Here is a 14,112-nt window from a genome sequence, read left to right on the forward strand (position 1 = left end):
TCTGTCGTTTGCCATCTGCCGCCTCAAAACCCAGCAGCTACATCCCCGGCCTCGACGGTATCCGCGCCATCGCCTTTCTTCTGGTTTTTTCCGCACATGCGCTCCTTGGCCTCAGCTACTACATACCAGCAACGCTCGGCGTCACCATCTTCTTTTTTCTCAGCGGTTACCTCATCACCACGCTGCTCCGCCGCGAGTTCGCAGCAACCGGAACCATCGCCCTGCGCGACTTCTATCTTCGTCGCGTGCTCCGCATCTTCATCCCGCTCTACATCGTCTATGCCCTGGCTATGCTCGGCGCGCACTTCCTTACCCATCAATCTCCGGGAAACCTCTTCGGCTTCGCCAGTGTTTATCTGTACTTCCACAACTACACAATTGCCCTCCGCGCCCATGCCTTCACCCCACCCGGCATGGAACTCGTCTGGTCACTCTCGGTCGAAGAGCATTTCTACCTGCTCTTTCCACTCGCGTACTTTACTATGCTGCGTCGCGGCCTCTCGGCCCGTTCACAGGCACGCCTGCTCATCGGCTTTTGCCTGCTCGAACTTGCCTGGCGCGTTGTATTGATTGCATGGATCAAACCAGCTGGGCCGTGGACGTACGTTGCCACCGACGCTCGTCTGGACTCCATCCTTTGGGGTTCGGTGCTGGCAGTGCGCAACAACCCGGCCATCAGTACAGACCGCTCGATCCTTCCCAGGAACTACGAGCTGCTCTGCTTCCTGCTGGCCGTAGCTGGACTTGTTGCGACACTCATACCGCGGAGCGACCTTTATCGCGGAACTCTGCGTTACACGCTGCAGCCTCTCACGCTCTATGTCATCTTCAGCTTTTTGATCCGCCACATTCGCCACCCGTTAGCCCGCTGGCTGGAGTGGCTACCATTGCGTTACATTGGCTGGACCTCTTACGTTCTTTACCTCTGCCACGACTTCTTCCTGTACGCGATTCAACCGCCTCTCGCCGCTCATCCCCTTCTAGTGGTGGTGTTCGGTTTTGCGGCGGCTCTGGGCTTTGCAACCCTGATGCGCTACACAGTGGAGCAGCCCGTCCAGCGACTGCGCGCGCGCCTGCGTCACCTCGTGCCGAACAATCCGGTCAACCTTGGACCAAGGGAGCAGACCACATGAGCCGGGCAGATGCAGATACAGCAGACCAGGCTGTACGCAGAAGCTCGTACATCCCGGGCCTCGACGGCATCCGTGCCATTGCCTTCCTGCTGGTCTTCTGGGCCCATGCGCTCCCCGATGTCAGCTACTACATCCCGGCCACCCTCGGCGTTACTATCTTTTTTTTCCTCAGCGGCTACCTCATCACCACGCTGCTCCGCCGCGAGCTAGAAGGCACAGGAACCATAGTCCTGCGCGACTTCTATCTGCGCCGCGTGCTCCGCATCTTCCTCCCGCTTTACGTCGTCTACGCGCTCGCCGCGGCCTACGCGCACTTCGTCCAGCACGACTCGATGGGAAACCTCAGCGGCTTCTTCTCCATGCTCTTCTACTACTACAACTATGCGATGGCGCTCGGCGTCAAAGCCTGGGTCCCGCTGGGCATGAACGTCATCTGGTCGCTCTCGGTCGAGGAACACTTCTACATCCTCTTCCCATTGCTGTACCTGGCTCTCGTCCGCTCCCGGCTCGCGAAGGCTACTCAAACCCGGCTCCTCATCGGCTTCTGCCTGCTGGAGCTCGCCTGGCGCTTCTTCCTCGTCACCACCCACCACAACCAGCACCTCTGGACCTACTACGCCACCGACGCCCGTCTCGACTCCATCCTCTGGGGCTCAGTCCTGGCCCTTACCCACAACCCAGTCTTCTCCCGCTCCAACGGCGGCACCGACCGCTCCATCCTCCCGATCCGCCACACTACCCTGGCCTTCGCCGGCTGCGTGCTTCTGCTGCTGGCAACCCTCGTTCCACGTAGCTTCCTCTACCGCGAGAGCCTGCGATACACCGTCCAGGCCCTGGCTCTGTACGGCATCTTCAGCTTCGTCATCCCCAACATCCAGCACCCGTCGGTCGCCTGGTTGGAGTGGAAGCCCCTGCGCTACCTCGGCTGGATCTCCTATGTTCTGTATCTCAGCCACGACTTCATCCTGAACGTCCTCACCCGCATCTGGCCGCACCGCTTTGCCCTCACGGGGTCCCTCAGCTTTGCCCTCGCCATCGCCTTCGCGACGCTGTTGCGCTACACCCTTGAGCTCCCCTTGCAACGCTTGCGTGGCCGTCTGCGCCACACGCCGGCAGAGCCACGGCTCCCCCAACAACCCTCCCAAATCCTGTAGACTTGCTGCAGGTAAAACGAGGTAGCAACTCAGCCTCACCTCATTCTGTCTCACCGCTGTTGGTTAGGAAGAACCCTCCCCTCATGGTCAAGATGCGCCGTAACGCCTCCCTTCTGCTTCTGTCATCCTCTCTGCTGTTCGCGGGCTGCCACAAGGGCCCCCAGGACGGCGTCGTCGCCACCGTCAACGGTCATCCCATCCTCCAGACCGAGGTCGACAAGATCTACACGCAGCAGCTGGCGAACAACCCGCAGCAACAGCAACCCTCGCCCGACCAGGCCGATTCGCTCAAACTCAACATCCTTCATGAGCTGATCGTCGAAGAGATCGTCGAGCAGCGCGCCGCCAAGGAAAACCTCACCGCCAGCGACGCCGATGTCGACGCCAAGCTCGTCGAGATGAAGGCCCCTTACACCGAGGAGCAGTTCCAGACGCGTCTCAAAGCCTCCAACCTCACCATGGATGAGCTCCGTCATGATCTGCGCCGGTCGCTCACCCAGAGCAAGCTCCTGAACAAGGAGATCAACTCGCGCATTACCGTCACCGACGCCGAAGTGACGAGCTACTACAACGCGCATAAGGCAGAGTTCAACCTGATCGAGCCGCAGTATCATCTCGCGCAAATCCAGGTCACTGATCAGGGCGCAGCCCAGGCCGGCAACCTGCAGAACAACAAAGCGAGTGGTGACGAAGAGGCGCGCAAGAAGATCCAGGCCATCAAGAACCGTATCGACACGGGTGACGACTTCGGCACATTGGCAGCGAACTTCTCTGAACGGCAGGATACTGCTCCCAACGGCGGCGATATGGGCTTCATTCCCGAGTCGCAGATGAAAGGCGACCCCGCGACCTATGCGGCGATCGTGAAGCTGAAGCCCGGCGAAACCACCGACATCCTTCCACTGCTCGACGCCCAGACCCATAAAGTCGCTGGTTACTCCATCTACAAGCTCATCAGCAGGGAGGCCGCCGGACAACGCGACCTCTCCGACCCGCGTGTCCAACAGAACATCCGCCAGCAACTCCACGACAGCCGCGCGCAGTTGCTCAAGGCAGCTTACTTCGAGATGCTCCGCGATCAGACCAAGGTAGAAAACTTCCTGGCTGAAAAGATCTTCAAGGACGTCGCGAAGTAGGTGACCGTGCCCCGAGGACCAAGAGCCGTGAAGCTTAGTTACGTCGAACGCCTTCGCTCGATGGCCGCCGCAGGCAGCTCCACCGTCGTCTGTCTGCTAGGCCTCACAGGCTGCCACTCGTACCCGCCGCCAACGCCCCTCGATCAGCTCACGGCGCAGCAGACACGCGGCCACGAGGTCTTCGAGCAGCACTGTTCACTCTGCCATTACGACCGCAGCGACGGATCACTGCACGGCCCATCGCTCCTCAGCATGTACAAAAAGCCGTACCTGCACTCAGGCGCCCCCGCCAACGACGACCGCGTCACCGAGACCATCCTGCACGGCCACAACCTGATGCCCGCCCAGCCCAACATGGACCCCGAAGATCTCAACGATCTGCTCGCGTACCTTCACACGCTCTAACCCAGGCCCGAACGCAATGTCCCACTCCACGCAAACTCCCCCCGGCGCCCGTCCCCCACTGCTGCCAGGCATGGCCATGGTCGCGATGTACCTGTTGCTGATCGCGATGCTCAACGCCTTCGCGGCAATGCGCGGCACCTTTGGCACAGGAGCAGCGCGCTACAGCATCTTCGGCGTCTGCACCCTGATGGTCATCGGCGTCTTCGGCCTTCTGCGACAGGCACGCTGGGGTTGGTCGATCGTGACCGCTGGCTGCCTGCTGATGGCCGCTGGCTACTTCTACGGCTTCCACCGGGCCCACGCCACGCCATATATCATTCAGGGCTTCTTCGACCTGCTCTTCTTCCTCTATCTGGTCCGCCCCGAAGTCCGCGAACGGCTGCGCTGACCGCTGCCATCGGGAGCTCCGTCCAACGTCAGTTGCCCCGGCGGGCCTGCGCCAGCAAGCCTCTATACTTGTAGCTGACGGTCAACGATACGAATCCCACTATGTCTACAGAAACAGCATCCGCTTTTGCTCCCGTCGCCGAGCAGCTCGACCTCATCACCAAGGGCGCAGCCGAGATTATTCCGCCTGCCGCGGCCTCCGCTGCCGACGCCCTCGCCGCGCGCCTCGAAGACTCGCGCAAAACCGGCGTCCCTCTCCGCATCAAGGCTGGCTTCGACCCCACCGCGCCGGACCTGCACCTCGGTCACACCGTGCTGATGCGCAAGCTCAAGCACTTCCAGCAACTCGGTCACACCGTCATCTTCCTCATCGGCGACTCCACCGCTCTCATCGGCGACCCCACCGGGAAAAACGTCACGCGCAAGCCGCTCACCCGCGAGGAGATCGACGCCAACGCCGAGACCTACAAAGAGCAGGTCTTCAAGATCCTCGACAAGGATAAGACCGAAGTCCGCTACAACTCCGAGTGGCTCGACAAGCTCGGCTATGCGGGCATGGTGAAACTCGCCGCCAAGTTCACCGTCTCGCAGATGCTCGAGCGCGAAGACTTCCACAAGCGCTTCCAGGACGAGCAGCCCATCCATGTGCATGAGCTGCTGTACCCGATGGCGCAGGGCTACGACTCCGTCGCACTCGAGTGCGATGTCGAGCTCGGTGGCACGGACCAGAAGTTCAACCTAATGCGTGGCCGCGACCTGCAGCGCGACGCCGGCCAGAAGCCACAGATCATCCTGATGACGCCGATCCTCGAAGGTCTCGACGGCGTACAGAAGATGTCCAAGTCGCTCGGCAACGCCATCGGCATCAAGGAACCGCCAACAGAGATGTACGGCAAGCTGATGAGCATCAATGACGAGTTGATGTGGAAGTACTGGACCTTCCTTACCGACCTGCCGCAGTCGCAGATCGATGCCATGCGCGCCTCAGTGGCCGAAGGCAAGCTGCATCCGATGCAGGCCAAGAAGGACCTCGCGCACTCCATCACCGCAGACTTCCACTCGAAGGCCGAAGCTGATGCTGCCGCCGAAAGTTGGGCCACGCAGTTCCAGCAGAAGGGCGTGACAGAGGACGTCCCTGAAGTCACCGTCTCGCTCTCGTCGGAAGGGCTCCCTGCGGCGGATGGTTCCGGCCTCCGCATTGCGAAGCTGCTACAGCTTGCAGGCCTCGCGGCATCGGCCGGTGAAGCTACACGCAAGCTCGCGGAGAACGCCGTCTCCATCAATGGGGACAAGTTCACAGGCAAGACGCTCACGCAGGAAGAACTCGGCAAGACACCGACTCTGCGGCTCGGTAAGAAGGCCGTGCGCGTGAACTGGGCTGCGTAGCGAGATCTTTGGTACACGGAGCGGCGCATGGCGTTACGCACGGCCAACATCATCGGCTCCGGACCCAACGGCTTAGCAGCGGCCATCACCCTCGCGCAACGCGGCGTCGCGGTCACGGTCTACGAACGCAACGACCGCATCGGCGGGGCCTGCTCCAGCGCTGAGATCACGCTGCCTGGCTTCGTGCATGACCTCGGCTCGTCGGCGTATCCGCTCGGCATCGCCAGCCCCTTCTTCCGCTCGCTGCCGTTGGAGCAGCACGGCCTGCGCTGGGTACAGCCCAATGCTCCTGTAGCGCACCCTCTCGACAACGGCGAGGCCGTGGTGCTGGAGCCATCGCTCGACCGAATGGGTGAGCAACTCTCCACGCATGATGCCAAAGCCTGGCGCGCACTCTTCGGACCGTGCGTCGCCCACTGGGATGCACTGCTGGACGACGTGATGCAGCCACTGCTTCGCCTGCCGAGTCATCCTTTCATCACCGCACGCTTCGGCCTGCCTGCATTGCTGTCTGCCGCCACACTCGCCAGTCTGCTCTTCCGTGACGAGCGCACGAAAGCCCTCTTCGCCGGCATCGCGGCGCACTCCGTACTGCCACTGACAAACATTGCAAGCGCATCCGCAAGCATGCTGCTCGGCACAGCAGGACACGCGAGCGGCTGGCCTATTGCCGCAGGCGGCGCGCAGTCGCTAACCAACGCACTTGCCGCGTATCTCCGCTCGCTCGGTGGAACGATCATCACTGGCGTCGAGGTGCGCGCGCTGAGCCAACTGCCACCAGCCGATGCAACCCTCTTCGACACCAGCGCGACAGTGATGGCCACCATCGCGCACGACGCTCTCGACGCAGGCTACCTGCGCAAGCTGCGAGCCTACAGGCTCGGCCCCGGAGCCTTCAAGATTGACTACGCACTCAGCGCGCCGATTCCCTGGAAGAACCCACAGTGCCTGCGTGCAGCGACAGTACACGTCGGCGGCACGCTCGCGGAGATCGCCGCCTCCGAGGACGCAGCCTTCTATGGACACCTCAGCGACAAGCCCTACGTCCTCGTCGTCCAACCGAGCCTCTTCGACGCCTCTCGTGCACCCGAGGGCAAGCACACGGCCTGGGCCTACTGTCACGTGCCCAGCGGCTCCGACATGGACCGCACCGCAGCCATCGAGGCACAGATCGAACGCTTCGCTCCGGGATTCCGCGACTGTGTGCTGGCACGGCGAGCCAGTAACGCCTCGGCCCTCACCGTATGGGACCCGAACCTCGCCGGCGGGGACATCTCCGGCGGCGCGTTGACGCTGAAACAGATCGTTGCGCGGCCGACGCTCAGCGCCTACCGCACCAGCAATCCGGCACTCTATCTGTGCAGCGCGTTCACGCCGCCGGGCGGTGGCGTGCATGGCATGTGCGGACACAACGCCGCGCTTGAGGCACTGCGCATACTCAACCACCCGCGAGATGGCTCGCGGGTGGTTTGATTTGCAGCAGAGTTACTTGGCTGCGGGCGGGGTGGCCGGGGCTGCGGGCTCTGGGGCCTTGGGTTTGGGAGGTGCCGGGGCCTCGGCCTTCTTGGAGGGGGCGAGGATGGCGTGCAGCGTGGTGCCTTCCATGCGGGGCATGAACTCCACCGTGCCGGCATCGCCGATGTCCATGATGAGGCGGTTGATGATCTTGTAGCCGAGATCGCGGTGCGCCATCTGGCGGCCCTTGAAGCGGAGGCTCGCCTTCACCTTGTCGCCTTCACCGAGGAAGCGGACAGCCTGGTTCTTCTTGGTCTGGTAGTCGTGCTCGTCCACGGTGACCGAGAACTTGACTTCCTTGATGACGATGACCTTCTGCTTCTTGCGGGCGGCGCGCTCGGACTTGTCCTTCTCGTAGAGGAACTTACCGTAGTCCTGGATCTTGCAGACGGGCGGGACGGCGTTGGGCGAGATCTCGACCAGATCGAGGGAGCGCTCGCGGGCCATCTTCAGCGCCTCAAACGGCGCCATCACGCCGAGCTGTTCGCCGTTCTCGTCAATCACGCGCACCTCGCGTGCGCGAATGCGTTCGTTGGTACGAATAAAGGACTTTGCGGAGCGTTTATCTAACGGTGGAATAAGCAGCCTCCACGGCGCGCTTGCGCAGCGGCCATGTTTTTCTTGGGGATTCAATTGGCTGGGTACGCAAAAACCATTACCTCAGCAATGGCGAGTATAGCATCCGCAGCGAAAACGGCGATCTGGCGATACCCCCTACCCCCTCCCCCCTACCCTATGTAGCGGAGGTATACAGCAGAATCAGCGACTTACGGGGTGATCCCGGAGGTATGTGGCTGATTCTTTATATGGTTACGGGTATGATATTGCCAGCAAAGGGGATAGAGGACAGGGGCAGAGGATAGAGCGGGCTGGGACGGGTTTGCAGCTCTCAGTTCTCCGTGAGTCCCTTTGCTCCCCTACTTCCAGTATAGCGGACACAGAAGAAAAATCTTCAATCCCTTCAGGCTCTAAAACGATTTGATTTCAGTAAGTTACAGCCTCACAAGCAACAGGCAGGCTTGACATCGCGATTTCAGGGGGTTTCAGCCTGCAAGAAAACATCTGTTGGTGGCAACGAAAGGTTTGTTAGCAGGCCACATCGTATGCCGCCAGAATTCATACCCGCTTCAACGGGTGTTCACAGGGCTGGCTTATTCCAGAGACTGCACTGCCAAAAAATCTCCTCGATCGAGGCCGATACCTGTATGTTTCGCAAATGCTGCGCTGTAGCGTCCCTTTACGCCCTGGTCCTGACCGGGTGCGGTGGCACCAGCAACCTCTCCACCCCCGGCACGTACACCCCTCCCGCGACGACGCCGACGCCAGTTGCGATTTCGGCTTCGGCAGCGATCAAGCACATTGTGGTGATCTACGGCGAGAACGTCTCGTTCGACCACTACTTCGGCGCTTACCCGAACGCGGCGAATGTGGATGGCACAACGTTCACAGCCGCCTCAGGCACGCCCACGCCGGCGAACTATGTCTCAACCCCGGCGCTGTTGACCTCCAACCCGAACCTGAACGCCGCCAACGGCGTGGGTGCCACAAACCCGTTCCGCCTCGGCCACGGTCAGGCCGCCACGGGCGACCAGGACCACAACTACAACCCTGAACAGCTGGCATTCGACAACGGCAAGATGGACCTGTTCCCGATGTCGGTCGGAACCGCGGATGGTTCGCTGACTGCCTCCACGGGCGCACCCGCCATCACCAACACGACCGGCCTGACGATGGGCTACTACGACGGCAACACCGTGACGGCGATGTGGAACTACGCACAGCACTATGCGATCAACGACCACTCCTTCGGCAGCGCCTTCGGGCCTTCGACGCCGGGCGCGCTGGAGCTGGCCGCCGGCCAGACCAACGGCGTGACCTACACGGTGCCCTACGCGAACATCGCTTCGGGCGTGATTCCTGACGGCCAGGGCGGCTACACGGACATCAACGACGAAGATCCCGCGGGTGACGTCTGCTCTTCCCCGACGGCGAACTTCTCGATGACCGGCAAGAACATCGGCGACCTGATGAACACGGCGGGCATCACCTGGGGCTTCTTCGAAGGCGGCTTCAACCTGAGCACGACGAACTCCAACGGCACGACGGGCTGCGCCCGCAGCACCGTGGCGACGTACTACCCCGGCACGAAGGCTGACTACATTCCGCACCACCAGCCCTTCCAGTACTATGCGAGCACGGCGAACCCGAACCACAACCGTCCGACGCCGGGTGTGGCGATTGGTGCCGCCGACACGGCCGGCGCCAACCACGAGTACGACACGGCGGACTTCAACGCGGCCCTCACCGCGTCGACGCCGACCATGCCGCAGGTCGCCTTCCTGAAGGCACCGGGCTACCAGGATGCACACGCCGGCTACTCCGACCCGCTGGACGAACAGACGTTTGTGGTGAACGAGATCAACCTGATCGAGAGCTCGCCGTTCTGGCAGAACACGGCGATCATCATCGCATATGACGACTCGGACGGCTGGTACGACCACCTGACGGACATCACCAACGGCTCGCAAAGCTCGTCCGATGCGGCGGTCTGCAACAACACGCTGACGGGCAGCACGGCCCCCGCGGCCGGCCTGCCTGGCCCGGGCTCCAACGGAGCGCCGGTACAGGGCCGCTGCGGCAAGGGCCCGCGTCTGCCGCTGATCGTGATCTCACCCTACGCGAAGAAGAACTACATCGACAGCACGCCAACTGAACAGGCTTCGATCCCCCGGTTCATCGAGGACATCTTCCTGGGCAGCCAGCGCATGGGCACCGGTTCGTTCGATGCCACAGCCGGCACGCTGATGAATATGTTCAACTTCACGACGACGGCCGGCGTTGCGCCGAACCCGAACGTGGTGCTGCTGAATGCGACGACCGGCGCGGTGACAAGCGGCAACTAAGAACAGGGAGTAGGGAATAGGAAGTAGGAAGTAGATTCCTGTTCACAGCAGCTTCATCTTGAAGACATAACCTAAAGGCACGCACTTCCAACCCGGAGTGCGTGCCTTTTCTCTATCCCTCTGGAACTATGAAACCTATCACCTTGCCCCGTACCCGCCGACAATTCCTGATGCAGGCCTCCGCCGCCGGAGTAACGGCGTTGGCGCAGCGCAGCCTACCCGCGCAGATGACGATGCCGAAGGCAGCAAAGCCTGAGGACATGCTGCACTCGCTGCAACTGCCGCCGTTTGTGGATGAACTGCCGTTGCCGGAGCGGCTGATCCCTCCGCATGGCGCGCATGCAAAACCTCTGCGCATCACCATGCGCGAGATCCATGCCAAAGTGCATCGCGATGTGCCGCCGACGCGGATGTGGAGCTATGGCAGCACACCGCTCGCACCCCTGATTGAGGCGCGCAGCGGCGAGGCGACGCAGGTGGAGTGGATCAACGAGCTGCCCACGAAACACTTTCTTCCCGTGGACTACAGCCTGCACGGCTGCGGGCACGATGTGCCGGAGGTGCGCGCCTGTGTGCATCTGCATGGCGGCCGCCAGCCGAGCGCCGACGATGGCTATCCTGACGACTGGTTTGTGCCCGGCAAGAGCCGTGTGTGCCACTACCCGCTGCAGCAGGAGGCGGCAACGCTTTGGTATCACGACCACGCGATGGGGCTGAACCGGCTGAACATCTACGCCGGGCTGGCGGGCATGTGCCTGGTGCGCGATGATGCGGAGGAGGCGCTGCAACTGCCTTCCGGCAAGTACGAGCTGCCGCTTACGTTTTACGATCGCAACTTCACCAACGATGGCCAGCTGCTGTACCTGGTCTCCGGCGACCCGGACCACCCGTGGGTGCCGGAGTTCGACGGCGACGCGATCCTGATCAACGGAAAGATTCGTCCGTTTGTGCAGGTAGAGCCGCGTGTGTACCGGCTGCGGATGTTGAATGCGGCCAACAGCCGGTTCTTTGCGCTGTCGTTCGCGGACGGCGTGACCGCGCACCAGATCGGCAGCGATCAGGGCCTGCTGGCCGCGCCGGTGCCGATGCACCAGCTGAACCTGGCCCCGGCGGAGCGCGCGGATGTGCTGGTGGACTTCTCGCAGGCCGCGGGAAAGACCGTACACCTGAAGAACGCCGCGCTGGAGGTGCTGGAGTTTCGCGTGGCTGCGGCCAATGCATCCGTACGCTCGTTTGCGGTACCCACCGCACTGCGGCCCGTGGAGCGCATGCCGGAGTCGGAGGCAACAACGACGCGCACCATCACGCTGAACGAGTACCTCGACAAGATCGGGAACTCGATGCTGATGCTGCTGAACCGGAAGTACTGGCACGAGCCGGTGACGGAGACGCCGAAGCTGAACGCAACCGAGATATGGGAGTTCGTGAACCTGACCGAGGACACGCACCCCATGCACCTGCATATGGTGCGGTTCCAGGTGATCGACCGGCGGCTGTTCGACGTCTTTGCGTATCGCAACAACAAGGGGCTGCGCTACCTGCGCGAGCCGCTGCAGCCCGAACCCAACGAGATGGGCTGGAAGGACGTGGTGCAGTGCCCGCCGGGCCTGATCACACGCATCATCGTGAAGTTCGATGGCTATGCGGGCAAGTATCTATACCACTGCCACATCCTGGAGCACGAATCGAACGACATGATGCGACCGTTTGAGGTCGTGGCGTAGGGAAGCCTGAAGAAGTGTGCGAGCATTCCCTCCGCGGCTAAAGCCGCATTGATTCAGGGGGGGGATTTACGGCGGGACTGAAGTCCCGCCCCCTTCAAAACAAGATTCCTGTTCAGAGGTTTCTTAGGCTGCCTTTTGTTCGATGCGGCTACGAGGTCTTTGCCTTGTAGGTGAAGATACCGGCAAAGTACTCGCGATAGCCGTAGATCAGCACGATTTCGAAGATGGCTGCAGTGATCGCGGGCGCGATGCCCTGTCCGCCGGCGAGCAGGATGTGGAAGAGCAGCGCATTCACGATGATGGGCCCAAGGATGACGAGGCCCAGCGGCGCGGTGCCGCCGTAGAGCACCAGCAGGCCGCCGATCACTTCTAGAAGGGCGACGTGGTGCAGCCAGCCGGTGGGCATCATGACGGCCATGAACTTGCCGGGGAGGGAGTCCGCGGGCGGCATGGCAGCGTGCATGAACGGATGCAGGCCGTTGGCACCGAAGACGACGAAGATAAGTCCGAGAAGGATACGAAGGATGAGATAGAGATATTTCATGGCGAAGACGACACTCCTTGAGGACAAGTCGGTGCAGCTGGCCAAGCGTGTGCTCCAGAGTACCAGCGGAGGCGCGGTGTGCATAGTGCCGACCACAACTTTCCTGCTACAACTTCAGAGATGAGTCTTTTACAGAAACAGAATGGCGTGACGCTCTCACTGGAGGGCAAGGTGGCCCTCGTAACCGGGGGTTCGCGAGGCATTGGGGCCGCGACGGTGCGGTTGTTTCGGCAGGCGGGGGCGCGGGTGGTCTTCAGCTATCGCAGCGCGGAGGCGCAGGCCAAGGCGCTGGTGGCCGAGTGCGGCGGCGAGGACGTTTGCCGCGCCGTGAAGCAGGAGCTGGCGTCGATCGAAGACGGTCAGACGCTGGTCGCGGCGGCGGCGGCTGTCTGGGGAAGGCTGGACTGTCTGGTGATCAACCACGGTGTTTGGCCGCCGCATGATCAGCCGATTGCAACCATGCCCGCGGCGCAGTGGCGCGGCACGCTCGGGGTCAACCTCGATAGCGTGTTTGGGTTGGTGCAGGCGGGTGCCGCGGTGATGCAGAAGCAGGCGCCGGAGAATGGCGTTCGGGGGCACATCGTGCTTGTTGCGTCCACGGCGGCGCAGCGCGGCGAGGCCTTCCATGCGGACTATGCGGCGAGCAAGGGCGCGCTGCTGTCGCTGACCAAGAGCCTGTCGAGCGAGCTGGCGCGTGAGGGCATCCTGTGCAACTGCGTCGCGCCGGGCTGGGTGGTGACGGAGATGTCGGCTGGAACCCTGAGCGACCCGGAAGCGTCCAAAAGAGCATTGGGGTTGATTCCGCTGGGCCGTGCTGCGGACCCGGATGAGATCGCCGGGCCGATCCTGTTCCTGTGTACGCCGTGGGCAGGGTTCATCAGCGGCGAGATCTTCAACGTGAATGGCGGCGCGGTGCTGGTTGGTTAGCTGGCGGTGAAGGACGTGCAATGAAGCTACGAATCTTGATAGCAGCGGTGGCATTAAGTGCGGCAACCGCGCAGCTACAGGCGCAGGCGTACGCCATACCCAGCGCGCAGGCCGGCCCGGAGGCGCAACCCCCCAGCGGCCAGTTGAGCAAAGGCCGCGCGCTGATGAAGGAGATGGTGCAGGCGCTGGGCGGCGATGCCTGGCTGAACCGGAAGAACTGGGTCTTCGAGGGCCGCGCCGCCACGTTTTACAAGGGCCAGCCGCATGAGGGCGCGCCGCAGTTCGAGGAGTACTACCGCGCCAAACCGTTTGCAGAACGCGTCATCGTCATCACGCACTCCGGCGTTTTTATTGCGACCAACCACAGGGACATCGCGGAGATCTGGACACCGGACAACGGCTATGAGCTGACCTACAAGGGCAAAAAGCCGCTGCCCGAAAAAGATGTGCAGGACTACATGCGCCGTCGCGCGCACTCGCTGGACGCCATCGTGCGCGACTGGCTATCGAAGCCCGACACCATTGTGACCTACGAGGGCACCAACATGGTGAACCGCCGGCTCGCCGAGCAGGTCAGCCTGATCACCGCGCAGGACGATGCGGTGACGATGGAGCTGGAGGAGTCGACCCACCTGCCGCTGAGCATCAGCTTTAAATGGCACGACCCCGTTTACCAGGACTTCAATACTGACGAGATCCAATACGACGACTACCACGAGGTGCAGGGCATCCAGACGCCCTACGCCGTGACCTACCTGCACAACGGCGACATGACGCAGCAGCGGTTCTTCACCAAGATCGCCTACAACCAGGACCTGCCGGACGAGCTGTTCAACCCGGACGCTCCGCTGAACGTGAAGACGAAGGGCAAGTAGCGCGGAGAGACAGGCGGCAGTGA

General features: G+C 62.2%; 13 protein-coding genes. 11 read left to right on the forward strand and 2 right to left on the reverse strand.

All coding sequences use genetic code 11. The features are described 5' to 3' along the window. The first annotated feature begins 8 nt into the window (after nt 1-8). From GOB94_RS08095 to GOB94_RS08125, 7 genes are all read left to right on the forward strand, one after another. Nucleotides 9-1,133 carry an acyltransferase gene (locus GOB94_RS08095; protein WP_182278301.1) on the forward strand — a complete coding sequence of 375 codons (1,125 nt, stop codon included), beginning with the start codon at nt 9-11 and terminating at the stop codon, nt 1,131-1,133. Further along, entirely contained in the window at nt 1,130-2,287 is a 1,158-nt protein-coding gene (locus tag GOB94_RS08100; RefSeq protein WP_182278302.1) for an acyltransferase, read from the forward strand. Before GOB94_RS08095 ends, GOB94_RS08100 begins: the two co-directional genes overlap by 4 nt. A gap of 83 nt (nt 2,288-2,370) precedes the next feature. Further along, nucleotides 2,371-3,423, forward strand: coding sequence for a SurA N-terminal domain-containing protein (locus tag GOB94_RS08105; protein ID WP_182278303.1), 1,053 nt, complete (start codon nt 2,371-2,373; stop codon nt 3,421-3,423). 27 nt (nt 3,424-3,450) lie between these two features. After that, nucleotides 3,451-3,828, forward strand: a complete 378-nt coding sequence (locus tag GOB94_RS08110) for a cytochrome c (RefSeq protein WP_255484360.1) — start codon at nt 3,451-3,453, stop codon at nt 3,826-3,828. Nucleotides 3,829-3,898: 70 nt separating this feature from the next. Next, nucleotides 3,899-4,216: a hypothetical protein gene (locus GOB94_RS08115; protein ID WP_255484361.1), complete on the forward strand. Its 318-nt coding sequence runs from the start codon at nt 3,899-3,901 to the stop codon at nt 4,214-4,216. A gap of 101 nt (nt 4,217-4,317) precedes the next feature. Further along, nucleotides 4,318-5,601, forward strand: a complete 1,284-nt coding sequence (gene tyrS, locus GOB94_RS08120) for a tyrosine--tRNA ligase (RefSeq protein ID WP_182278305.1) — start codon at nt 4,318-4,320, stop codon at nt 5,599-5,601. Nucleotides 5,602-5,628: 27 nt separating this feature from the next. Then, nucleotides 5,629-7,074: an NAD(P)/FAD-dependent oxidoreductase gene (locus tag GOB94_RS08125; protein ID WP_182278306.1), complete on the forward strand. Its 1,446-nt coding sequence runs from the start codon at nt 5,629-5,631 to the stop codon at nt 7,072-7,074. Nucleotides 7,075-7,086: 12 nt separating this feature from the next. Here the strand turns inward: GOB94_RS08125 and infC are convergent, their stop codons facing one another. Continuing rightward, nucleotides 7,087-7,695: a translation initiation factor IF-3 gene (infC, locus tag GOB94_RS08130; RefSeq protein ID WP_182278522.1), complete on the reverse strand. Its 609-nt coding sequence runs from the start codon at nt 7,693-7,695 to the stop codon at nt 7,087-7,089. A gap of 626 nt (nt 7,696-8,321) precedes the next feature. Between infC and GOB94_RS08135 the strand changes: the two genes are divergently transcribed. After that, complete coding sequence (locus GOB94_RS08135; protein ID WP_182278307.1) at nt 8,322-10,019, forward strand: alkaline phosphatase family protein; 1,698 nt, start codon at nt 8,322-8,324, stop codon at nt 10,017-10,019. A 128-nt stretch (nt 10,020-10,147) separates the two neighbouring features. Further along, complete coding sequence (locus GOB94_RS08140) at nt 10,148-11,743, forward strand: multicopper oxidase domain-containing protein (protein ID WP_182278308.1); 1,596 nt, start codon at nt 10,148-10,150, stop codon at nt 11,741-11,743. Between the two features lie 148 nt (nt 11,744-11,891). Here GOB94_RS08140 and GOB94_RS08145 read toward each other — a convergent pair whose 3' ends face one another. Continuing rightward, entirely contained in the window at nt 11,892-12,287 is a 396-nt protein-coding gene (locus tag GOB94_RS08145) for a DoxX family membrane protein (protein WP_182278309.1), read from the reverse strand. 120 nt (nt 12,288-12,407) lie between these two features. On the opposite strand from GOB94_RS08145, the gene GOB94_RS08150 reads away from it, so the two are divergent. Both GOB94_RS08150 and GOB94_RS08155 read left to right on the forward strand, forming a co-directional pair. Then, the gene (locus GOB94_RS08150) at nt 12,408-13,214 is read left to right on the forward strand and encodes an SDR family oxidoreductase (RefSeq protein WP_182278310.1); all 807 of its coding nucleotides are present in this window, start codon (nt 12,408-12,410) and stop codon (nt 13,212-13,214) included. A gap of 20 nt (nt 13,215-13,234) precedes the next feature. Then, entirely contained in the window at nt 13,235-14,089 is an 855-nt protein-coding gene (locus GOB94_RS08155) for a hypothetical protein (RefSeq protein WP_182278311.1), read from the forward strand. The last annotated feature ends 23 nt before the right edge of the window (nt 14,090-14,112 follow it).

Source organism: Granulicella sp. 5B5 (assembly GCF_014083945.1).
Lineage (GTDB): Bacteria > Acidobacteriota > Terriglobia > Terriglobales > Acidobacteriaceae > Granulicella.